18 protein-coding genes are annotated in these 23,207 nt (G+C 30.6%); 6 read left to right on the top strand and 12 right to left on the bottom strand.

From position 1 onward, the window contains the following. Positions 1-9: 9 nt before the first annotated feature. Complete coding sequence (gene polA, locus L8V85_RS05785) at positions 10-2,649, bottom strand: DNA polymerase I (RefSeq protein ID WP_263737644.1); 2,640 nt, start codon at positions 2,647-2,649, stop codon at positions 10-12. 130 nt (positions 2,650-2,779) lie between these two features. Here polA and L8V85_RS05780 point away from each other — a divergent pair, with 130 nt between their 5' ends. Together L8V85_RS05780 and L8V85_RS05775 are read left to right on the top strand one after the other, a co-directional pair. Continuing rightward, positions 2,780-4,132 carry an MFS transporter gene (locus L8V85_RS05780; RefSeq protein ID WP_243705651.1) on the top strand — a complete coding sequence of 451 codons (1,353 nt, stop codon included), beginning with the start codon at positions 2,780-2,782 and terminating at the stop codon, positions 4,130-4,132. Then, complete coding sequence (locus tag L8V85_RS05775; protein WP_263737648.1) at positions 4,132-5,136, top strand: nucleoside hydrolase; 1,005 nt, start codon at positions 4,132-4,134, stop codon at positions 5,134-5,136. The genes L8V85_RS05780 and L8V85_RS05775 overlap by 1 nt, the downstream gene beginning before the upstream one ends. On the opposite strand, the gene L8V85_RS05770 is transcribed toward L8V85_RS05775, so the two are convergent. Next, a complete protein-coding gene (locus L8V85_RS05770; protein ID WP_263659782.1) occupies positions 5,092-5,535 on the bottom strand; it encodes a YqaA family protein in 444 nt (147 codons plus the stop codon). The genes L8V85_RS05775 and L8V85_RS05770 overlap by 45 nt on opposite strands. A gap of 275 nt (positions 5,536-5,810) precedes the next feature. Between L8V85_RS05770 and trpB the strand changes: the two genes are divergently transcribed. Beyond that, entirely contained in the window at positions 5,811-6,986 is a 1,176-nt protein-coding gene (gene trpB, locus L8V85_RS05765) for a tryptophan synthase subunit beta (RefSeq protein WP_263737643.1), read from the top strand. A gap of 18 nt (positions 6,987-7,004) precedes the next feature. Here trpB and uvrA read toward each other — a convergent pair whose 3' ends face one another. Continuing rightward, positions 7,005-9,827 carry an excinuclease ABC subunit UvrA gene (gene uvrA / locus L8V85_RS05760; protein ID WP_133319558.1) on the bottom strand — a complete coding sequence of 941 codons (2,823 nt, stop codon included), beginning with the start codon at positions 9,825-9,827 and terminating at the stop codon, positions 7,005-7,007. Between the two features lie 158 nt (positions 9,828-9,985). Between uvrA and L8V85_RS05755 the strand changes: the two genes are divergently transcribed. The 3 genes from L8V85_RS05755 (at position 9,986) to kcuS (ending at position 13,139) form a co-directional block, all read left to right on the top strand. Beyond that, positions 9,986-10,699, top strand: a complete 714-nt coding sequence (locus tag L8V85_RS05755) for a DUF4198 domain-containing protein (RefSeq protein ID WP_263670099.1) — start codon at positions 9,986-9,988, stop codon at positions 10,697-10,699. Positions 10,700-10,845: 146 nt separating this feature from the next. Next, the gene (locus tag L8V85_RS05750; protein ID WP_263737642.1) at positions 10,846-12,951 is read left to right on the top strand and encodes a carbon starvation CstA family protein; all 2,106 of its coding nucleotides are present in this window, start codon (positions 10,846-10,848) and stop codon (positions 12,949-12,951) included. Next, a complete protein-coding gene (kcuS, locus tag L8V85_RS05745; RefSeq protein WP_263661988.1) occupies positions 12,948-13,139 on the top strand; it encodes a KCU-star family selenoprotein in 192 nt (63 codons plus the stop codon). Before L8V85_RS05750 ends, kcuS begins: the two co-directional genes overlap by 4 nt. Positions 13,140-13,199: 60 nt before the next feature. On the opposite strand, the gene serC is transcribed toward kcuS, so the two are convergent. From serC to fliF, 9 genes are all read right to left on the bottom strand, one after another. After that, on the bottom strand, positions 13,200-14,276 hold the full coding sequence (gene serC / locus L8V85_RS05740; RefSeq protein WP_263737641.1) for a phosphoserine transaminase: 1,077 nt from the start codon (positions 14,274-14,276) through the stop codon (positions 13,200-13,202). 12 nt (positions 14,277-14,288) lie between these two features. After that, the gene (xseA, locus tag L8V85_RS05735) at positions 14,289-15,452 is read right to left on the bottom strand and encodes an exodeoxyribonuclease VII large subunit (RefSeq protein WP_263659777.1); all 1,164 of its coding nucleotides are present in this window, start codon (positions 15,450-15,452) and stop codon (positions 14,289-14,291) included. Next, the gene (ubiE, locus tag L8V85_RS05730; RefSeq protein ID WP_263659776.1) at positions 15,449-16,150 is read right to left on the bottom strand and encodes a bifunctional demethylmenaquinone methyltransferase/2-methoxy-6-polyprenyl-1,4-benzoquinol methylase UbiE; all 702 of its coding nucleotides are present in this window, start codon (positions 16,148-16,150) and stop codon (positions 15,449-15,451) included. Before ubiE ends, xseA begins: the two co-directional genes overlap by 4 nt. 7 nt (positions 16,151-16,157) lie before the next feature. After that, a complete protein-coding gene (locus L8V85_RS05725; protein ID WP_263737640.1) occupies positions 16,158-17,315 on the bottom strand; it encodes a hypothetical protein in 1,158 nt (385 codons plus the stop codon). Between the two features lie 28 nt (positions 17,316-17,343). Next, entirely contained in the window at positions 17,344-17,757 is a 414-nt protein-coding gene (perR, locus tag L8V85_RS05720) for a peroxide-responsive transcriptional repressor PerR (protein WP_133319550.1), read from the bottom strand. A gap of 81 nt (positions 17,758-17,838) precedes the next feature. Continuing rightward, positions 17,839-19,668, bottom strand: coding sequence for a 1-deoxy-D-xylulose-5-phosphate synthase (gene dxs / locus L8V85_RS05715; RefSeq protein WP_263737639.1), 1,830 nt, complete (start codon positions 19,666-19,668; stop codon positions 17,839-17,841). Further along, positions 19,665-20,477: a flagellar assembly protein FliH gene (gene fliH, locus L8V85_RS05710; protein ID WP_263737638.1), complete on the bottom strand. Its 813-nt coding sequence runs from the start codon at positions 20,475-20,477 to the stop codon at positions 19,665-19,667. The genes dxs and fliH overlap by 4 nt, the downstream gene beginning before the upstream one ends. 4 nt (positions 20,478-20,481) lie before the next feature. Further along, complete coding sequence (gene fliG / locus L8V85_RS05705; protein ID WP_039619192.1) at positions 20,482-21,510, bottom strand: flagellar motor switch protein FliG; 1,029 nt, start codon at positions 21,508-21,510, stop codon at positions 20,482-20,484. After that, entirely contained in the window at positions 21,510-23,195 is a 1,686-nt protein-coding gene (gene fliF / locus L8V85_RS05700) for a flagellar basal-body MS-ring/collar protein FliF (RefSeq protein ID WP_133319547.1), read from the bottom strand. The genes fliG and fliF overlap by 1 nt, the downstream gene beginning before the upstream one ends. Positions 23,196-23,207: the final 12 nt, after the last annotated feature.

The raw sequence follows: 23,207 nt of genomic DNA, 5'->3' as shown, positions 1-23,207 counted from the left end.
ACATTCTCCTTATTTTAATATACCCCAATTTTTGGCAATACTTGATGAAGTTTTTAATTTAACTTTTAATTTTACAATATTTTCCATAATATCACTAGCTTTTTTTGCAAAATCCTCACAAAGTTCATCTTTTACTTCAAAAATAAGCTCATCATGAATTTGTAAAATTAAGCGTTTATTTTCATCCAAATTTCTACTTATTTCTATCATTGCCAATTTTATTATATCGGCAGCTGAACCTTGAAGTATAGAGTTAATACTCTCTCTTTCATGCATTGCAATTTGCATAGGCTTTGCATTTTCAAAATCAAAATAACGCTTACGACCTAGCAAAGTACTTATAAAGCCATTTTGCTTAGCTTCATTTTTTACCTTTTCAAAATAAGTTTTAATACTAGTAAAATTCTCAAAATATTTTTCAATATATTCTTTAGCTAACTTCGCTTCTATTTTTAAATTTTGGCTCAAAGTCTTATAACCCATACCATAAATAAGACCAAAATTTATACTTTTAGCAATACTTCTTGTCTCATAATCACTATGGCCAAAAATCATAACAGCAGTTTTTGCATGAATATCCTCATCGTTTGAAAACGCTTCTAATAATTTCTCATCTTCACTAAAATGTGCTAGCATTCTAAGCTCAATTTGTGAATAATCAAGTGAGATAAAACTAAATCCTTCTTTTGCGATAAAACAAGATTTATAATCCTTAGCATATTGACCATGTGCAGGGATATTTTGCAAATTTGGATCTTTTGATGAAAGGCGTCCAGTAGCTGTTCCTGTTTGCAAAAAACTTGAATAAATTCTTGAATTTTCATCTTTTTTAGCTAATTTTAACAAAGGTTCACAATAAGTAGAAACTAATTTTGCAAGCTCTCTGTAAGCTAAAATTTCTTTTACAATCAAATGTTCATCTAAAATAGCATTTAAAACCTTTTCATCAGTAGAATAACCTGTCTTACCTTTTTTACCACTTGGTAATTTTAATTTTTCAAATAAAATATCCCCTACTTGTTTAGGAGAGTTAATATTAAATTTTTCACCCGCTAAATCATATATTTTTTCACTTAGTATTTTAATATCTTGATTAAAACTTTGCATTAAGTTTTCAAGCTTTCGAGTGTCAAGTTTAATGCCATTATTTTCCATCATAATAAGCACTTTGATAAATTCAAACTCACTTTTTTGTGCAAGTTCAAATAAAGGCTTTTCTAAATTTTTTAAAAAATACAAATAAAATCTTAAAGTAATATAAGCATCTTCAGCAGCATATTTACAAGCTTTTTCTACATCCACTCCTGCAAAGTTTTCTCCTTTTTTTACCAAGTCTTCAAAATGTAAAGTCTCATAAGCAAACAATCTTTTTGCCAAATCATCCATATTTACACGCAAACTTGGCTCTTTAAGCCATGCAAGTATCATAGTATCAGCATAGTTTTTTGGAGGAAGTAAATTAAAATTATTTTTTATGATTTCAAAGTCATATTTAAGATTATGGCCTATAACCGTGCTTTGATATATTTTTTCTATACCCTTTTTAGCTACTTGCATAGAAATTTGCTTACAAACTCCTAAATAATCATGTGCAAGTGGCACATAAAAGGCTTCACTTTCATGAAAACAAAAACTAAACCCTACTATCTTAGCTTCTTTAGTATCCAAGCCCGTAGTTTCGGTGTCAAAAGCAACAATGCTTTGATCATCAATTTTTTCTAAAATTTCAAATAATTCTTTCTCATCTAAAATTAATCTTGCATTAAATCCTAAATTTTTATCTTTATTAGTAGGATTAGTGCGTAGTTTTTTTAACAAAGCATTTAATTCATAATGCTCTAAAATATCCATAATCTTAAGCAAAGGCTCATCTTTTGGATACTCACAATTTAAAAGCATATCTTTTACATCTAAATTTTCATACAAAGAAGCAAGTTTTTTGCTTAAAAAGGCATTTTCTTTGCCTTCAAGCAACAAATTACGACTTCTCTCATTACGCACTAGTGTTAAGTTTTCATAAATTCCCTCAATACTTTCAAACTCATCAAGTAAATTCTTAGCACCCTTAGCACCAATTCCTTTTACCCCTGGGATATTATCTGAACTATCTCCACATAGAGCTAAAAAATCTCTTATTTGGCTAGGTTTTACCCCATATTTTTCCAAACACCCTGCTTCATTATAATCATTTTTTGAAATAGGGCTATAAATACTAACTTTATCATCTTTTATAAGTTGATATAAATCTTTATCTTGAGTGATAATTCTTATAAAAATATCCTTACTTTCACACTCTTTAACTAAAGATGCGATGATATCATCAGCCTCATATCCTTCGCAAGAAAAACTTGAAAAACCCATTTTTTCTATCATTTGAATGCAAATTGGAATTTGAGCTAATAAATCAGGCGGAGGTGGAGTGCGGTTGATTTTATAATTTGGATCAATTTCACTTCTAAAAGTTTTTCCTTTACTATCAAGAGCAAAAATAATCATATCACTAGGATGTTCATTTTTCAAACTATAAATAAAATTAGCAAAACCACTAATCATATTACTAGGCTCACCTTTTGAATTTTTCAAACCCTTTAAAGCATAAAAAAGTCTAAAGAAAAAACCAAAAGTATCAATTATTGTTAAAGTTTTCATTTTTTTCCTATATTAAAAAATAATAATAATTATCGCCCAAAATTATTTAAAAGTCGGTAAAAAGTATTAAATTTCCATTTTAAGCATTTTAGTTACAATTATATTTTAAATTTAAAACAAAGGTTTAATCTTGCAAACAAAATCAATCGCGGATGAAAATTTTCAAACTCCACAAGGAAAAAAGGCATTTAAAAAGGCTGTGTTTTCATGCTGGCTAGGAACTGCCATGGAATATGCAGATTTTGCACTTTATGGCTTAGCTGCAGCTACTGTTTTTTCAGAAGTTTTCTTTCCTGAACAAACTCCTGTTATAGCATTATTGCTTAGTTTTGTTACTTATGGTATAGGTTTTATTGCTAGACCTATTGGAGCTTTATTTTTTGGATATTTAGGAGATAAATACGGAAGAAAAAATGTATTAATGAGCACCATTGCATTAATGGGTATTTCAACTACTTTAATTGGTTTTATACCAAGTTATGCAGTAATTGGAATTTGGGCTCCTATATGTTTGGTTATCTTGCGTTTTATGCAAGGCTTTGGAGCAGGTGCTGAGCTTTCAGGTGGGACTGTCATGCTTGGAGAATATGCTCCTAGCAAACATAGAGGTTTAATCTCTTCTGTTATAGCACTTGGATCAAACAGCGGAACCTTACTTGCAGCTTTCGTGTGGCTTTTAGTTACAAGTATGGATGATGCTAGTTTTAAAGAATGGGGATGGAGAATTCCTTTTATAGGAAGTATTTTTATAGCACTTTTTGCTGTTTATATGCGTTTAAATGTAAAAGAAACTCCTGTTTTTGAAAAACAAAAAGAATTAATGCTAAAAATTCGTCATGAAAATGAAGCACATATGAAAAAAGATGAAAGAACTTTTTGGCAGAAAAGTCGTGCATTTTGGACTATGGTGGGTATAAGGATAGGAGAAAATGGACCATCTTATCTTGCACAAGGCTTTATAGTAGGTTATGTAACTAAAATTTTACTTCTTGATAAATCAGTAGCCACAACTGCTGTTGTTATCGCTTCTTTGGTGGGATTTTTGGTTATACCTTTAGCAGGATATTTAAGTGATAAATTTGGAAGGCGTATTACTTATAGAACCTTTTGCTTGCTTTTAATGCTTTATGCTTTCCCTGCTTTTATGCTACTTGATAGTAAAAATGAAATTATTGTAATTTTAACTATCATTGTAGGTATGTCTTTGGCATCTTTAGGAATTTTTGGCGTGCAAGCTGCGTGGGGTGTGGAGCTTTTTGGAGCAAAAAATCGCTATACCAAAATGGCACTAGCAAAAGAATTTGGCTCTATACTTTCAGGAGGAACCGCTCCTATGATAGCTTCAGCTTTGCTTGCTTATTATGGCACTTGGTGGCCAATAGCCTTGTATTTTGTTATCACCGCAGGAATTGGTTTTATAACAACTTTCTTTGCACCAGAAACTAGAGGCAGGGATTTAAATTTAATAGAAGATGCGATATGATACGCCTTATTTTAGATACTGATATAGGCAATGGAATAGCAGGGGCTAATACTGATGATGGTTTAGCCCTTGGACTTATTTTAGCCTCCAAAGAAATCAAACTTGAAATGATTAGCACTTTAAGTGGTAATGTGCAAGCTTTAACCGCTTATAGTGTTGCTAAAGATTTATTAAATAAGCTTAATCTAGATATACCTTTGTATTTAGGTGCTCATGAAGCTTTATGTGAAGATAGTCATTTTTGGAGACAAAGACTAGATAAAGGCGTAGAAGAGTTTAAGCTTACTCATCTTTGGGATCATATAAAACCTATAAAAATCCTAGAAAACATAAACCCAAATGCTTGTATGAAAATGGGTGAGCTTATTATGCAAAACCCAGGTGAAATTTCAATTTGCGCTATAGGGCCTTTAACAAATATAGCCATAGCTATGAAGCTTTTCAAAGACTTTGATAAAAATGTAAAAGAAATTTTTATCATGGGTGGAAGTTTTGATATGCCTTATCATATCAAAGATACGAATTTTGGTTTTGATCCTGAAGCTGCTAGTATAGTTTTAAACTCAAGAGCTAAAATCACACTTGTTCCTTATAATGCAACAATGCAAACTATGCTCACGCATGAAGATTTAAATACTTTAGAAAATCAAAATCCACTTTGTGATTTTTTAGTGCAAACTTTAAGAGTTTGGATTGATTATGCAAGCAAAACAAGAGGCACAAATGGCACATGGATACATGATGCATTAACTATTGCTTATATGCTTGATCCAAATTTAGCAAATTTTGATGAGTATTTAGTAGATGTCATTTGTGATAGTACTTTTGCTAGAGGAAGCACGATAAGGTGTTTTAAAGATGCAAAAATGCCTATGAAAAATCATGAATTAAAAAACACCATAAAAGTTTTAAAAGATGTTGATAATGCTAGACTTTTAAATCTTTTAAAATCAAAGCTTTTAAATGGAATTTGCTATGAAAATTACAAAAGCATAACGACTTAATTTACCCAAGGCTATAAAAATACTTGCTTTTAAAAAAGAATACTTAGCAAATCCAAGCCCTAGTGCAAAAAGATCTCCCACTATGGGCAAAAAAGTAAAAAAAGCATACAAAGAGCCAAATTTTTTAAAGTTTGCATTGATTTTTTCTAATTTACATAAAGAGTTTTTAAAATATTTTTCCAAAATTTGACTCTCTCCAAAATAAGCTAATGCATAAGTACTTAAACTACCCAAAGTATTTCCCAAACTTGCTATAAATAAAACCATATAAGCATTAAAATCTAATTTCACAAAAGCAAGCACAAAAGCCTCACTTGCCATAGGTAAAAGCGTGCTAGAGAGAAAACATACTATAAAAAGCCCTATATAGCTTATATCATTATATAAAAAATCAAACATTACAAATTTTCTTAGTATTTATTTTATAAACTATCATTTTAAAGAATTTTTAATAATAATTATCTTAGAATGTAAAGTCATTTGGCAATTTTTTAAAAGGAAAAACTATGGAAAGGAAAAAATTTTCTAAACTAAATTTAGAATACTCATTTAACAAAGCTTCTTTTTCTTGGCGTTAAGCCTGCTACTACATTTTCAATCATTTTTATTTTACATTTTTAGTTTTAGTTGATCATTTTTTGATTTTAAATTATTAATCATTTTAAGGAAATACTATGAAAAAATATTATGGAAAATTTGGTGGGCAATTTGTGCCAAATGAAGTAAAAATAGCATTAGATGAAGTAGAAAAAGCTTTTTTAAAACTCAAAAAAGATAAAGATTTTAACACAGAATTAAAAGAACTCTTAGCTAATTATGTGGGAAGACCTACGCCTTTATACCATGCTAAAAATTTAAGCAAGCTTTATAATCATGAAATTTATTTAAAAAGAGAAGACTTAACTCACACAGGAGCTCATAAGATCAACAATGCCATAGCTCAAGCCTTAATGGCAAAGAAAATGAATAAGAAAAAAATTATTGCAGAAACCGGAGCAGGACAACATGGGCTTGCAACAGCTACTGCAGCAGCACTTTTGGGACTTGAATGTGAGATATTTATGGGGGCTATTGATGTAAAAAGGCAAGCCTTAAATGTCTATAAAATGGAGCTTTTAGGAGCAAAAGTTCACGCAGTAAAAAGTGGAAGTAAAACTTTAAGTGATGCGGTAGATGAGGCTTTAAATTTTTGGATTAAAAATACCAAAGAAGTATTTTATGTAGTAGGAAGTGCAGTGGGGCCTTATCCTTATCCACAAATTGTTACGCATTTTCAAAGTATTATAGGTAAAGAATGCAAAATGCAACTTAGAAAATTAAATAAAAAAGTAGATTACATCATAGCAGCAGCTGGAGGTGGTAGCAATGCTGCTGGAATTTTTCATGCATTTTTAAAAGATGAAAAAGTTAAGCTTATAGGTGTTGAAGCAGCAGGTTTAGGAAAAGATACACCTTATCATGCAGCCACACTTACTAAAGGCGAAGAAGGTATTATCCATGGTATGAAAACTAAAGTTTTACAAGATGATAAAGGCAACATTGCTCATACTTTTAGTATTTCTGCTGGGCTTGATTACCCTGGCATAGGGCCTTTGCACGCATATTTGCAAGAAAGTAAAAGAGCAAGTTATCATGCTATTAGTGATGATGAGTGCATTAATGCTTTAAAATTATTATGTAAAGAAGAAGGTATTATACCCGCTATTGAAAGCTCACATGCATTAGCTTATTTAGAAAAACTTTGTCCGACTTTAAAGAAAAAAAGTGTGATAGTTGTAAATCTTTCAGGAAGAGGAGATAAAGATATGCAAAGTATTTATGAGTATAAAAAAGGTGAAATTTATGGTTGAAGAATAACTTCAACCAATTTATTTTTTTATGCTTTTTAGCTCTAAATTTAGATAATACCCTGTATAAGAACCACTTTTTTTATGATTTTTAGCAAGCTCTTCAACGCTACCTTTAGCTATAACCTTACCACCTTTAACTCCACCTTCAGGTCCCATATCGATGATATAATCAGCATTTTTAATCACATCTAAATTATGCTCTATCACAAACACACTATTTCCAAGATCAACTAAATGTTGCAAAACTACAATAAGTTTATTAACATCTTCAAAATGAAGTCCTGTTGTAGGTTCATCTAAAATATAAAGAGTTTTTCCTGTATCGCTTCTGCTTAATTCTTTAGCTAACTTAATACGCTGAGCCTCCCCACCACTTAAAGTAGTTGCATTTTGTCCTAAGGTAAGATAATCAAGCCCAACTTTTACCAAAGTATCAAGCTTTTGTTTTATCTTTGGCACAGAAGTAAAAAACTCGCTTGCTTCAATAATACTCATATTTAAAACATCAGCTATGCTTTTACCTTTATATTTAATCTCTAAAGTTGCATCATTATATCTTTTACCATTACAAACATCACAAGTTACCATCACATCAGGCAAAAAGTGCATTTCTATTTTAATTTCACCATCTCCACTACACTTTTCACATCTTCCACCTTTAACATTAAAAGAAAAACGCCCTGCTTTATAACCTCGCATTTTAGCTTCTTTGGTAGCTGCAAAAAGATTACGAATTTCATCCATAGCACCTGTATAAGTAGCGGGATTTGAACGAGGAGTCCTTCCTATAGGACTTTGATCAAGATAAATTACCTTATCAAGTTTTTCCAAACCTTCTATCTTAGCCCCACTTAGTTTTTTAACTTTTTTAGCACGGTTAAGCTCTTCTTTTGCAAATGGAAGCAAAGTTTGCAAGATTAGTGAGCTTTTACCACTTCCTGAAACACCTGTAATTGCTACTAAATTATGCAATGGAAAATCTACACTCAAATTTTGAATATTATTAATACTCACATCTTTTAAACTAATAAAATCTTTTTGCTCTCTGTGTTTTTGATGGGCAATTTGCTTTTTACCACTCATATAAAGGGCAGTTTGGCTTTTACTTTTTAATAATTCTTTATAAGTTCCACTAAATACAACTTCACCACCAAATTTACCAGCATTTGGACCAATATCTACGATAAAATCTGCTTCTTCTATTGTCATTTTATCATGCTCAACCACGATTAAAGTATTACCCTTTTGCTGAAGATTTCTTAAAGTTTTAATGAGTTTTGCTGTATCTCGCTCATGCAAACCAATGCTAGGCTCATCTAAAACATACATCACCCCACTTAAACCACTACCAATTTGAGATGCTATACGAATTCTTTGAGCTTCACCTCCACTAATTGTTCTTGCATCACGCCCTAAGGATAAATACCCAAGTCCTACATCATAAAGAAAAAACAATCTTTCATTAATTTCTTTAAAAATAGGCTTAGCTATCAATCTTTCTTGCTCACTCAAATATGCAAAATTAGCTTCTTTTGAAAAAAATGCAGTAGTATTTTCTATGCTCATATCTAAAATTTCACCCAAATTTTTTTCAGCAACTTTTACAGCTAAACTTTCAGCTCTTAAACGATGACCATTGCAATCTTTACAAGTTTTTTCGCTCATATACTCGCTTAAATCTTTTTCATCTTTTAGCATTTCATAAGCATATTTAACTGCACCTTCAAATTTGCGATTTAAGCGATGTCTTTTCCATAAAAAGTTAATTTCCTTGGCATTACCATAAAGTACTAGACGCTTTTCTTCTTCGCTTAGCTCATTATATGGAATTTTTACCCTTATATCATTTTGCTCGCAAAAGGCCATTAAAAACTTATAGTAATAACTTTTATTAAACCCATATAATAGCTTTACAGCTCCTGCTTCTAGGCTTAATTCTTCATTGATAAGCTTTTTCATATCTAGCGTATATCTTATACCAAGACCATCACAACTTGGACAAGCACCTTTTGGAGAATTAAAAGAAAAACTCAAAGGCTCAAGCAAAGGAAAAGAAATTTTACAATCAAAACAAGCATTATGCTCACTATAATGAAAATGTTTTGCTATGTTTAATTCTTCATTATTTAAAACTTCAATTTCCACTTCACCAAAGCTCTCACTAAGACCTTTTTCTATATCGCTTGCAAGTCTTGCCAACATATCATCTTGCACTTGGAGTCTATCTATCACAAGCTTTATTGTATGTTTTTTAGTTTTAGCAAGCTCAATATCCTCATCAAGACGCGTTAAAACCCCATCAATTTGCGCTCTAACATAACCTTTTGCGACTAAATTTTCCAAAAGATCTGCAAAAGTTCCTTTTTTTTCTTTGATCAAAGGAGCATAAATGATGATTTTTGCCCCTTTTGGAAGCTTTAAGATTTCACCTACGATATCTGCTGCACTCATAGATGAGATTTTTTGGCCACATTGATGACAATGTTGTGAGCCAATCCTTGCATATAAAAGTCTTAAATAATCATAAATTTCAGTAATAGTTCCAACGGTTGATCGAGGATTTTTAGAAGTTGTTTTTTGATCAATAGCAATAGCAGGAGTTAAACCTTCTATTTTATCAACATTTGGCTTACCAACTTTATCTAAAAACTGCCTTGCATAAGCACTTAAACTCTCAATATAGCGGCGTTGTCCTTCTGCATAAAGCGTACCAAAAGCTAAAGTGGATTTACCACTTCCACTAAGTCCTGTAAAAACTATAAGCTTATTTTTAGGAATTTCTAGGTTGATATTTTTAAGATTATTCTCTTTAGCACCAATTATATTAATAGTATCATTCATAACTTTTCCTAAATATTTAAAAATAAATTTATGATTTTAACATAAGAAAAATTAAAATATTTTTCTTTTTTATAAAGGAAAAATTAAAATACATTCTTAAGTTTTATATAAATAAAAATATATATAATGATTATCAAAATTATTTTAAAGGAGAAAAAATGAAATTTTCAAAAATGGTGTTTTTGAGTTTTTTTATAGCAGGTTCTGCTTTAGCTCATCAATTCTTTCCTATGCAAACTAGCAATGGATATGAAGTAGGTTTTTGGGCTGATGATCACTGGGGACAATATCAACCTGATAGGGTTTTTGGTATAAGTGCAAAAGATTCTCAAGGAAAAAATTTAAAAGCTGGCTATGACTACGAAAATAACAAAATATTTATTGAGGGAAAACCTGCTATTGCAAGTGTTAATTATGATTTTGGATATTACACATTTACAAAAGATGGAAAACATTATGCACAAAAAAGATCTGATATTACAGATATTACTGGTGCAAATGAAGTCACTCAAACAAGAAAAATTTTCAAAATGGGAAAAAGTATTTTTTCTTGGGATGAAGGTTCAAAAAAACCATTAGGATTAAAATTTGAAATAGTTCCTTTACAAAATCCTTTAACACTACATGAAGGAGATAAATTAAAACTCCAAGTTTTACTAGATGGAAAACCCGTAAAAGGAGTTGAATTTGAAGATCAAAATGATGATATCGACAACATAGCAACAAATGAAAAAGGTATAGCAACAATCACACTCACAAAACCAAAAGATGGTTTACAAATAATAGCTGCAAACATCAAATTACCATACAATCTAGACAGATATGGCGATACTTTACAATTGACAGCGACACTAAGTTTTAAATCTAAATAATTTCAAATTCTTAGTCAATAAAATTAATTTAATTGACTAAGAAATATGTTACATTTTGTAATATATTAATTTTTTATTTATCCTATATAGCAATAAAATATAATTCTACGATACACTAAATAAATTCACTAAAGCAAAGGAATTAAATGAATATTACTAACAAAATATTATGGTTTTTTGTTGCCATTGTCGGTGCTGTTTGTTTTGGCATATTAGCACTCCAAAATGGCGAAAGTATTTCAGCGATTTATCTTGTTATTGCTGCTTTATGTATTTATATCATAGGGTATAGATTTTATGGTAGATATATTGCCTATAAGGTGCTAGAGCTAGATAAAAACAGAGCAACTCCTGCTGTAGTTAAAAATGACGGATGTGATTTTGTCCCTACAAATAAAATTGTGCTTTTTGGACATCATTTTGCCGCTATCGCAGGAGCTGGTCCTTTGGTAGGTCCTATACTTGCTGCACAAATGGGTTATTTACCCTCTATGCTTTGGATATTAATAGGCGGTGTTTTAGCAGGTGCGGTACATGATTTTGTAGTTTTATTTATATCTACGCGTCGTAATGGAAAATCTTTAGGAGAGATGATAAAAGATGAATTAGGACAATTTATCGGCGCAATAGCAATGATTGCTATATTTGGAATTATGCTTATAATTATTGCGATTTTAGCTATGGTTGTTGTAAAAGCTTTAGCAGAATCTCCATGGGGATTATTTACCATCGCAATGACCATTCCTATTGCTGTTTTTATGGGAATTTATATGAGATTTTTAAGACCTGGTAGGGTTGGTGAAGCTTCTATTATAGGTTTTATATTGCTCATATTAGCCATACATTATGGAAGTGAAATAGCTGCTGATCCTTATTGGGCGAAAATATTTACCTTTGATGCACCAACTTTAGCGCTTATTATGATGGCTTATGGTTTTATAGCTGCAATTTTACCTGTTTGGTTTTTACTTGCTCCAAGAGATTATTTATCAACTTTTTTAAAAATCGGTGTTATTGTGGTTATGGCTTTAGCTATTGTATTTGTAGCACCTGATCTTCAAATGCCAAAAATTAATTCTCAATATTTAGATGGAAGTGGGCCTGTATTTGCTGGAGCAATTTTTCCATTTTTATTTATTACCATTGCATGCGGAGCTATTAGTGGTTTTCATGCATTAATTTCAAGTGGCACAACTCCTAAAATGCTTGAAAATGAAACTCATGCATTAGCTGTTGGATATGGCTCTATGCTTATGGAAAGTGCTGTGGCTATCATGGCTTTAATTTGTGCTTGTATTTTACACCCTGGTCTTTACTTTGCCATCAATGCGCCTGCTGCTACTATAGGTGTAGATGTTGCAAATGCAGCTGCTGCTATTTCTAGCTGGGGTTTTAAAATAACTCCTGAAGAAATCACTACTTTAACTACAAATATAGGCGAACAAAGCATATTATCAAGAACTGGTGGGGCACCAACATTTGCTGTAGGTGTTGCTTTAATTTTACATGAATTATTTGGTGGAGTGAATTTAATGGGCTTTTGGTATCACTTTGCTATTTTATTTGAAGCCTTGTTTATTTTAACTGCAGTTGATGCTGGGACAAGAGCTTGTAGATTTATGGCTCAAGATATATTGGGTAATGTTTATAAACCTTTAGGAAATATCAATAATACCTTAGCAGGAATTTTTGCAACAGCTTTAAGTGTTGGTGGATGGGGGTATTTTCTCTATCAAGGAGCGATAGATCCAAAAGGTGGAATTTACTCATTATGGCCACTTTTTGGAGTGAGTAATCAAATGCTTGCTGGCATGGCATTGCTTTTAGCAAGTGCGATTTTATTTAAAATGGGGAAAGCAAGATATACTTGGATTACTCTCATACCTGCTTGTTTTGTTTTAATCGCAACACTTTATGGAGGTATTCAAAAAATTCTTCCTTACAAAGAAGGAGATCCAATCCATAATGCTATAAGTCATGTTGCTGCTGTACAAATAAATGCGCAAAAAATACAAGAATTTAATTTAAAACTTTCTCAAACACAAGATGAAGCAATAATCGAGCAAATCAAAAAAGATATAAAATTAGCATCTCAAGCTAAAAATTCCAATTTAATAAATGCAATTTTATGTGTGTTTTTCATGATTACCACTTTGCTTGTTATACTTTCTTGTTTTGGAATTTTTATCAAAAAATTAAACATTCCTTTAAAAGAAAGCCCTTATATAGCATTAAAAAAGGAAAAAACATGATAAAAAAACTTAAATTATGGTATGAAAAATCCGAAAGGTTTTTTCATCCCTTAGTTGGAGTTGCAAGCTATGATAAATATCTTGAACATATGAGAGAAAAACATCCTAAAGCACCTTGTAAAAGTAGAAAAGAATTTTTCAAAGATTTTCTTGAAAAAAAATACAATAATGGCTTAGGAAAATGCTGATAAATATTAAAGAGTAAAGTTTTTACTATACAAATGATTTTTGGTGAAAATCACCAAAAATCAAGCATGTTTTTTTGCAAAAGCTTTCATAAATTCACTTAACTTTTGAACCTTTTCAATGCTGATAGAATTATAAATACTAGCACGAATTCCACCTAAAATTTTATGTCCTTTAAGACCTATCATACCATTTTCTTCAGCTTCTTTTACAAAAACTGGCTCTATGTTTTTATCATAAGCTATATTAAAACTAACATTCATTAATGATCTATCCTCTTTTTTGGCATGACCTTTATAAAAACCATTACTCTCATCAATCACATCGTATAAAATTTTGGCTTTTTGTATATTTTGCTCATTGATTTTGTCTAATCCACCTTGATTTAAAAGCCATTTCATTTCAAGATTAAACATATATATAGCAAAGGTTGCTGGAGTATTAAATAAAGAATTATTTTCAGCATAAACGCTATATTTTAACATACTAGGTATATTTTTGTTTTTACTACGCTCTATCATATCTTTACGCACAAAAGCACAAGCAAGCCCTGAAATTCCTGCATTTTTTTGCACCCCACCAAAAAGCATAGCAATATTAGAAAAATCTATCTTTTTAGAGAAAAAATCACTAGAAGCATCAATTATCAAAGGACTTTTAGTCTTTGGATAGCTTTTATATTGAGTTCCATAAATGGTATTATTAGAGCATATATAAGCATAATCTGCATTATCGCTAAATTCAAATTGTGGGATATGATCAAACTCACTTTCTTGGCTACTTGCTACTATTTTTGTATTTACTCCTAAAATTTCAGCTTCTTTAATAGCCTTTTTAGTCCAAACTCCCGTATTAACAAATTCACAAACTCCACCCATATATAAATTCATAGGTATCATAGCAAATTGCAAACTAGCCCCACCTTGCATTAAAAGCACTTCATAATCATCATTTACACCATAAAGTTCTTTTGCCATTTTGATAGCTTCAAAATGCACTTCTTCAAAAACCTTTCCACGATGAGAAACTTCCATAATAGAAAAGCCTTTACCATGATAATCAAACAAATGTTCCCTAGCTTCTTTTAAAACCTCATCAGGCAGGTTTGAAGGACCTGCACTAAAATTCATCACTCTCATTTTATCTCCTTTTTATAGTATTTGAGCTTCTTTACTCTCATTTATTGAGCAAAGCTTTATAATATCTCCTTTTTTTAGCTTTTCAAGAGAGATATTTTTGCCATCTTTTTGTAAATTTATCAAATTTTTACTTTTATCAAAGAAATTTTTATGCTGAGTTAAAAGTTCCTCAAAATTATCAAGCTTATTTTCATAATTTAATAATTTTAAATTTAAAACACTCTTTAGTTGGCTTTGTAAAAAATCAAGCTTTTGTTTTCTAAGAAAAAAAGCATTTTCTAAAGACTTAGCTTTGGCTAAATTTTGCAAGTGATCGATTTTGTTTTGATAAAACTTAAGATGATTTAACATTTGGTTTTTAAAACACATAGCAAGCTCATCAAGTCCTTGTTCTAAGCTTAGTTTATTTGGAAAAATCATATCAATAGCTGCACTTGGAGTTGGTGCTCTTAAATCTGCTACAAAATCACTAATAACATAATCAATCTCATGTCCAATAGCAGAAACAATAGGCGTTTTTAAAGAAAAAATACATCTTGCAAGTTCTTCATCGTTAAAACAAAACAAATCTTCTCTGCTTCCACCACCTCTTGCCAAAATAATCGCATCTAAATTATACTCATTGGCTTTTTTTAAAGCATTTATTAAAGAATTTGGGGCACTTTGTCCTTGGGTAAGGGCATTAAAAATAGTTATTTTGCAAAGATTGTATTCTTTTTGTGAAATTAGCTTTAACATATCTTGCAAAGCAGCTGAAGTAAAAGAAGTAATTATACCTATTTTTTTAGGAAATTTAATAATGCTTTTTTTAGCATTTGTATCAAACAAACCTTCTTTTTCAAGCTTTTCTTTTAGAGCTAAAAATTTAGCTTCTAAATCTCCAAGACTTGTTTTTTGCATACTTTTGGCGATAAATTGATACCTGCCACTTGCTTCATATAAACTCACATAGCCTCTAAGTTCAAGCATATCGCCAACTTTAGGTTTAGCTTGGACAAATTGATTAAAGCCTTTAAACATCACACAAGCTATGCTTGATTTTTCATCTTTTAAATCAAAATACCAATGTCCTGAACTATGAATGGTAATTTTAGAAATTTCTCCACTAAGCTCTATATCATCAAGATGAAATTCTAATAAACTTTTAGCTTTTAGATTAAGTTCTGAAACTTTCATTTTTTTCTTGCAATAAACATAGAGCAAACACCAAAACTAAAGCTTTTATACTCTAGCATTTCAAAATACTCACTCAATTCTTTAATAAATTCTTCTTTGCTTAAAAAATCTTCTATCGAATTTGGTAAATACTCATAAGCACTATAATTTTTACTGATAAATCCACCCACTTTTGGTAAAATATTTTTTAAGTAAAAATCTCTACAAGCAGCTATAAAACCACCCTGCTCTCTTTTAGTAAATTCAAGCACAAGTAAAATCCCATCCTTTTTCAACACTCTTGCAAATTCTTTTATAGCTTCTTTCCTATCTACCACATTGCGTATGCCATAACTTATACTTATGATGTCTGCACTTTCACTTTCAAGTGGAAGTTCTTGTGCTTTTGCTTGCACAAAAGTCGCATCAGGAATTTTTTTCTTAGCCACTTCAAGCATACCCGCACTTGGATCAACTCCTTTTATACTAATGATATTTTTATTTGCCCTTAAGGCTTGATTTTGCCATTCTATAATCATATCGCCTGTACCACAAGCCACATCAATAATATCAAGTTCATTGTTAGAAAATTTAAAAACATCTAAACAAGCTTTTTTTCTCCAACTCACATCACTTCCAAAACTTAAAATTCTATTAGCCTTATCATAAGTTGGTGCTATATCATCAAACATTTTGACTATTTTTTCTTGTTTTTGCATGTTTTTCCTAACTATATATTTTTAATTTTTTAATGCTTTTTTCAATTTGTTTTATTGTATTTTCATCATATGAAATTTGTTCTAAATAATTATGTTCAAAATAATTTTTTAGTTTTTCAATACTTTTTTCTTCAAACATAGTTACAAAATAGCATAATAAAAATTTTATTCTTTCTAATTCTTCTTCATGATTTGTTTGAGATTTTACAATTTTTTTCTTTAAAAAAACTAATTCTTTTCTTAGTTTAAAAGCCACTAAAGACTTTAAAATTTGATTTTTCTCTCCTTGATAAAAACTACAATCATTCTTTAAAATAAAATCCATATCAAGAAAAATATCATTGATTTTTTCATCACTTAAAATAAAAATATACTTTTCTAATTCAAATTTACAAATTTTATCATTACAAATTTGTTTTTCCAAATTCAAAATATAATCTTGAAGTTTATTTTGAATACTCTTTTCAAAAAGAGTGCTAAAAAGCTCAAAGAAAATGCATATTTGCCTAAGACTTGCAAAAAATTGCTCAAAACTTTCAAAATTTAATTTTTGTAAAAAATTCAATCTGTCATTTTTTAATCTTTTTAAAAGCACAAAAAGTAAGATTTTACCCGCTTCAAAACTTTGAATTTGATTTGGAAAATGTAAGCTAATATCTTCTTGCTTATCTAAAATTTTAATACATCTAGCACTATCAAAAATTTTAGAAAAATCTCCATATAATGCTAAATTTTTGCTGTAGAAATTTTCATCATCTGAAATCTCTTTATAGCTTTTAAAAAAGTGAGGTAAATTAAATTGCTTTGCTTTTTCAAAAGTAGGAAAAACAACTTTCAAAATGACCAAATCTTGCAGATTATTTTTAAACTTATAAAGTAAAAATCGAGCACTATTAATCTCAAAACTAATTCTAGTTTTCTTAATAACACTTCCTATAATTTTTTTACTTTGCTGTTTAAATTCTTTTTTAGAAAGTTTATGATTTTTTTTATCTAAAATATCATGCAGTTTATAAAGTGAAAATCGATAATAATTTTTATTAAATTTTTTATATTTAACATCACAAAAAGGACTTATACGCGTAAAGAAAACGCGTATTTTATCCTTAGAATATATAATTTTTTCTTCTTTTAAAATTTTTATAAAGTCATCATTTTTGAGCAAAAAGCGTCTTTGGACTTCACAAACCATTTTATTTTTTACAAGCTTTACAACCATTCACATAAGCAAATACGCCAAGATAATCAATGATATTGCCAATTTTTTTCTCAAGATCTTCTTGGTATTTATTTATCCCACTATCTTCATAACATACATCTTCTATATGATTGCATTTGCTACAAATTACATGTATATGAGGATATTCATAAATATCATAACAAGTTTTTTGATTTGGAGTGTTGATTTCTACAACCAAACCTTGTTCTTTTAAAGTATTTAAATTTTTATACACCGTAGCTAAAGAGATAGAAGGATATTCTTCCTTAATGCTTTCGTATAAAGATTCTATATTAGGATGTTCATGGCGTTTTAAAATTTTTAAAATACAAAGTCTTTGAGGAGTAGCTTTTAAATCACAATTTTTAAGCAATTGAATAAGTTCCATTATTAATTCTCCGATATTTTTTATATAGTATAACGCTTTTTTTATAAAAAAATGATTATATTAAAGGATATTTTTTATCTTTTAATAAATTTTAATCTTTTTACACAAAGATTCAACATCAATTTCTAGAAATTTTTCTACTTCATTTGTTTTACCATGAGTTATAAATTGATCTTCAAATTCAAAACTTACTAGTTTTATATGATAAAGGTTTTCTTTTTGCAAGAAAGTTGTAATCAAACTTCCCACTCCACCTATCTTAGCACTATCTGAAAAAACAAACCAAGTTTTTGTATCTTTTGCCAATTCTTTTAAAAGCTCTTCATCTAAAGGTTTTGCAAAAATCAAATCTATTAAGCTTGCATAATCTAAACCAAGTTTATCTAAAGCTAGTTTTGCCTTAGCCACACCCTGACCAAAACCTAAAAATACTTTATCGCTTTGCACTTTAGATAAAATTTGAGCTTTTGCAAGTTTTATCTCACATGGATTAAAATTTTCATCTAATAAAAAATTACCTCTAGGATAACGAAAAGCAAAAACACCTTGATGAAAATAAGCATACTCCATAATTTTTTCCATCATAGCCTCATCTCTTGGAGCCGCTAAAGTAATATTTGGTATAGTACTTAAAAAACTAACATCAAAAGCACCTTGATGAGTTTCCCCATCTTCTCCTACTATGCCAGCTCTATCCATAGCAATAACTACATTTAAATTCATAATAGCACAATCATGGATAACTTGATCATAAGCTCTTTGCATAAAAGTGCTATAAATTGCTATAAAAGGCTTAAAACCTTCTTTAGCCATAGCTGCCATAGAAGTAACTGCATGTTGTTCTGCAATTGCTACATCCCAAAAACGCTCAGGATATTTTTCCATTAGCTTATCTATTCCAGTTCCACTTGGCATAGCAGCAGTTACACCTACTATATTTTCATATTTTTGAGCTAAATTTAAAAGTGTATTTGAAAAAATTTCTGTCGCACTTTTTTTGTTCATATTAGCCTTTAAACTCTCTCCGCTACTTCTATCAAAAGCACCTACTCCATGCCATTTAGCATTTTTACCTTCAGCTAATGTATAACCTTTGCCTTTGATAGTTTGCGCATGCACTACACAAGGTTTATTCATAGCTTTAGCTTGATTTAACGCATTAATAACTTCATTTAAATTATGTCCATCAATAGGCCCTATATATTCAAGTCCTAATTCTTCAAATAAGAGTCCAGGTGTAATAAGTCTTAAACCCTCTTCAAAACGCTTTGCCATATAAGATGCGCCTTGAGGAAAATACTCTAAAAGATTTTCTATGCGTTTTTTAAACTTTTGATAAAACTGCGTTGCCATTGCTTGAGAAAGGTATTTTGAAATAGCTCCAATTGGCCTTGAAATACTCATTTCATTATCATTTAAAATAATCACACAAGGATATTCTCTATCGCCAAGCTCGTTTAAAGCTTCATATGCCATACCCGCACTTAACGCTCCATCGCCTATTAATACAACAGGTAAGCGATCTTCTTTTTTTAATCTTATAGCCTTACAAGCTCCAACTGCTAAAGATATAGAAGTGCTTGAATGTCCTGCTACAAAATAATCCCCCTCATCAGGCTTGGTATAGCCACTTAAACCATTAAATTGTCTTAAAGTATGAAAATTATCTATCTTACCACTTAAAAGCTTATGTGGATAAGATTGGTGTGAAACATCAAAAATAAAAGGATCTTTTCGCACATCAAAAACATAATGCATTCCTATGCTAAGCTCAACTACACCTAAATTTGAACTTAAATGTCCACCATTTTTACTCACTGTATCTATGATAACTTCACGCAAATTACTAGCTAAATTTTCCAGTTCTTTAATTTGCATATTTTTAATATTTAAGTTATTTAAATCTATCATTCATTAACCATGTTTTTGATTTTTTGCAAACGATTGTTAAGGTTTGACTCTATATTACCCGCATCACTTAATATTAAAATACTTCCCTTATTAATCGCATCATCAAGACTAAATTTAATATTGCTTTGTTCTTGCAAGTGTGCTTTTACATATTCAAAATCATCAGGACTTAACTTTAATTCTATCTTAGTAGCATTTTTAAGTTCACTCATAAGTTCTTTTGCTAAATTTAATGCTATAAGTGATGAATTTTCTTCGAGCTCTTTTGCAATCACTTCTTTTGCAATAATTACAGCTGTATCGGCTAATTCTTTTTCATTTTTAGATAAAAACTCATTTAAATTTTGCACTGTATTTTCAAGCTTTTCTACGCTTTTTAAGTATTTTTCCTTCAAGGCTTCTAATTCACTTTCAAAATTCTTTTGTGCTTGTTCATAACCTTCTTTAGTAAATTTTTCCTTTGCATGTTCTAATTCTGTATTTAAACGATTGTTAAATTCAGCCTCTTGGCTTTCTATCTGCATTTGCAACTTAATGATATTTCCTGACATTTCATCAGTTTTTTTAAGTAAATCTTCAACAAAATCAGGTTGAATTTGTGGTTGTGGGGCTTGTGGAGTAGCTTCTATTGTTTGATTTTCTACTGCTTGTTGTGTGTTTTGGACAGGAGAGGCTTGATTTATAGTTTGAATTTCTTCTTGTTTTTGTTCTTCACTAGAGGGCATTTCACTCATAACTTTAAAATGATAACCCTCAACTACATGAGCAGAAATATTTTCAGGTGAAATTACATTGGTTAATTTTGCCATAATCTTACTCTATCATCTCATCAGCCTCACCCACTTGGATAAGACCTTGTTCTGCAAGTTTTTGCACCACTTCTACAACTTTTCTTTGTGCTTCTTCTACATCTTTAACACGCACAGCACCCAAAAAGCCCATTTCTTCTACAAAAGCTTCAGCAGCGCGCGTAGACATATTGGACATAAATTTTTGTTTTAAATCCTCACTTGCGCCCTTTAAACCTATCATCAAATCACGCTTGTCAGCAGCTTTTAAAACTTCTCTAATCGCATTAGTGCTAAGTTGAGAAATATCATCAAAGGTAAACATTAAATCTTTAATGGTTGTAGCAAGTTTTTCATCACTTTGCTCAATATAAGAAAGTGTTGTTTTAGAGGCTTTTTGACCCAAGCGATTAAGCACTTCAGCAACTGCTCTTGGACCACCCACTTCAACTTTATAAGAAGTAAGACTTTCAAGCTTACTTTCAAGCACAGCAGATACTCTTTTGATAATTGAAGGAGATATATCTCCAAGATTTGCCATTCTTATTACAACTTCAGCTCTTAATTCATCGCTAAAATATTCCAAAGTTTCAGCAGCTTGAGTAGTATCCATATGAGCTAAAATCAAAGCTATAGTTTGCGGGTGTTCTTTAATGATAAAGTCTGCAAGTTGTTGTGGTTTAATTTGTGAAAGATAAGCAAAATTTTGATTATTTTCCATACTTTTGGTAAGTTTTTCCAAAATTTTATTGGCAATTTCAGGACCAAAAGTTCTAAATAAAATTTCTTTTGCATATTCCAAACCACCACTTTTTAAGTATTGATTTGATTGCAGTAAAGTATAAAATTCCTCAAGCACTGCAGTAGCAACTGGCTTATCAACATTTTTTGCTAAAGCAATATAGCGAGAAATTTCAGTGATGACATTAATATCCATATGAGAAAATAAAACTGTCGTTACATCTTCTCCAAGTTGGATTAAAAATATGGCAACCTTTTCTGGCATAGAAAGGTCATCATAGACCATTTTTTGTTCTTCGCTAAGCTTTATCATTAGATATCCTTCTCACCAAATTCAGCTTCATTTTCAACAAGTTTTTGCAACAATAATGCCACTTCTTCGCCTTTTTCATTAGCTACTGCTCTTAATTTTTCAAGTAAAACATCATATTGTAATGCATCCTCATCAAAACTATCTCCAAAACCAAGCTGTTCTTCAACTTTTCTACGAGCAGCATTGAATTTTTCAATAGCATCTTCAGCCTCATCAATAATCTGCCCATCCTTACCTTCCATCTCTTCTTCAAGTCTAATATCTGCAAGCATTTTTTGAGAAAATGGCACAATAACTTTTTTGTAAAAGATAAAAAGCAAAATCGCGGCAAATACATACTTAACAGGTGGAATAAAAGGCTCAACAAATCTTGAATAAAAAGTTTGAACCTTATTTTCAACTTTAGCTGTTCTATGAAATTCCAAATTATTTACTTCAACCGCATCGCCTCTAGCAAGATTAAATCCTATGGCACCTTTAGTAAGATTTTCAATCGCTTTAATTTCTTTATCACTCAAAGGAATATATTCATTAGTAATATTTCCCTGATCATCAGTAATTACTTTATACTTTCCATCTACCACAACAGCTGCAGAAATTCTTTTAATGGTTGCAAATTGCTTAGTGGTGTTGGTAATTTTTTTAGAAATTTCATTATTAGTTGTAGTTTGATTTTTAGTATAAACCTCGCGCGCACCTTTATCATCCAAACCTTCCACAGGACCGATGTTTGAAACAGCACCTGGTACACCTTGAATTTCTTTATCTTTATAGCCTTCTCTATGCTCTTCCAAGGTTTGCTCACTACGCACAACGGTATTTGGATCATATACTTCACTTTGTGATTCTTCTTTAGAAAAATCATAATCAATACTAACCTTTGCTACTACCCTATCATAGCCACCTGCAAATGGAGCAATAGAAGCAACAATTTTTTGCTCTAATTCATATTCTTGATCTCTTTTATATTTAATTTGAGCAGCAATTAAATCACTTTCAAAAGCACCCTCATCATCTAAAGGAATACCTTTTTGATCCATGATTTTTACATTTTCTGGAGTAAGTTTTGTTACTGAAGAAGCGATTAGGTTTTTAATCCCCATAATTTGCTTTTTATTAAGCTTTAAACCTTCTTTTATAGTCAAAGCTACTGAAGCAGTTGGTGGAACTTGTTGTTGGGTAAAAAGTGTATCTTTAGCAAAAGCAATATGAACCGTAGCACTATGAATAGGCTCTAAACTTTCAATCGTTCTAGCAAGCTCACCTTCTAATGCTCTTTGGTATTTTACCTTTTGCTCAGCTTCTGTGGCTCCAAATTCTTGTTTATCAAAAAGCTCAAAGCCTACTTTATTATCTTTTGGCAATAATCCTGCAGAGGCAATAGCTAAACGCTGTTTATATACTTGTTCATTAGGAACTAAAATCGTTCCTTCATTACGCAAAATATAAGGAACTCCACTTTTTTCAAGCTGAGTTACTATCATCGCCGAATCACTAGTATTAGCATTTTCAAATAATACTGAATATCCAGCTTCACTAGCTACTGTAGAGCCACTTCTAAAAAGGGTTAAAAATACTAAAAATCCAACTACAACAACAATAGAAGCAGCAATAATAATACGCTGTCTTAAACTTAAATTTTGATAAAGCTGACCTACTTGGTGCAGTATAGTTTTATAATCCATTTATTTCCTACA

The sequence above is a fragment of the Campylobacter sp. IFREMER_LSEM_CL2090 genome (assembly GCF_025771865.1).
Classification (GTDB): Bacteria; Campylobacterota; Campylobacteria; order Campylobacterales; family Campylobacteraceae; genus Campylobacter_D; species Campylobacter_D lari_D.
Note: the sequence above shows the minus strand (reverse complement) of the source record. Positions and strands in the feature narration are given on the sequence as shown.

Bases quoted from the DNA above. Each gene is read 5' to 3' on its own strand.
- uvrA (WP_133319558.1), bottom strand. From the start codon at position 9,827: ATGAATGATACTATTAATATAATTGGTGCTAAAGAGAATAATCTTAAA.
- L8V85_RS05750 (WP_263737642.1), top strand. From the start codon at position 10,846: ATGAATATTACTAACAAAATATTATGGTTTTTTGTTGCCATTGTCGGT.
- kcuS (WP_263661988.1), top strand. From the start codon at position 12,948: ATGATAAAAAAACTTAAATTATGGTATGAAAAATCCGAAAGGTTTTTT.
- trpB (WP_263737643.1), top strand. From the start codon at position 5,811: ATGAAAAAATATTATGGAAAATTTGGTGGGCAATTTGTGCCAAATGAA.
- perR (WP_133319550.1), bottom strand. From the start codon at position 17,757: ATGGAACTTATTCAATTGCTTAAAAATTGTGATTTAAAAGCTACTCCT.
- fliF (WP_133319547.1), bottom strand. From the start codon at position 23,195: ATGGATTATAAAACTATACTGCACCAAGTAGGTCAGCTTTATCAAAAT.
- xseA (WP_263659777.1), bottom strand. From the start codon at position 15,452: ATGAAAGTTTCAGAACTTAATCTAAAAGCTAAAAGTTTATTAGAATTT.
- dxs (WP_263737639.1), bottom strand. From the start codon at position 19,668: ATGATAGATTTAAATAACTTAAATATTAAAAATATGCAAATTAAAGAA.
- fliG (WP_039619192.1), bottom strand. From the start codon at position 21,510: ATGATAAAGCTTAGCGAAGAACAAAAAATGGTCTATGATGACCTTTCT.
- L8V85_RS05770 (WP_263659782.1), bottom strand. From the start codon at position 5,535: ATGTTTGATTTTTTATATAATGATATAAGCTATATAGGGCTTTTTATA.
- serC (WP_263737641.1), bottom strand. From the start codon at position 14,276: ATGAGAGTGATGAATTTTAGTGCAGGTCCTTCAAACCTGCCTGATGAG.
- polA (WP_263737644.1), bottom strand. From the start codon at position 2,649: ATGAAAACTTTAACAATAATTGATACTTTTGGTTTTTTCTTTAGACTT.
- ubiE (WP_263659776.1), bottom strand. From the start codon at position 16,150: ATGCAAAAACAAGAAAAAATAGTCAAAATGTTTGATGATATAGCACCA.
- L8V85_RS05755 (WP_263670099.1), top strand. From the start codon at position 9,986: ATGAAATTTTCAAAAATGGTGTTTTTGAGTTTTTTTATAGCAGGTTCT.
- fliH (WP_263737638.1), bottom strand. From the start codon at position 20,477: ATGGCAAAATTAACCAATGTAATTTCACCTGAAAATATTTCTGCTCAT.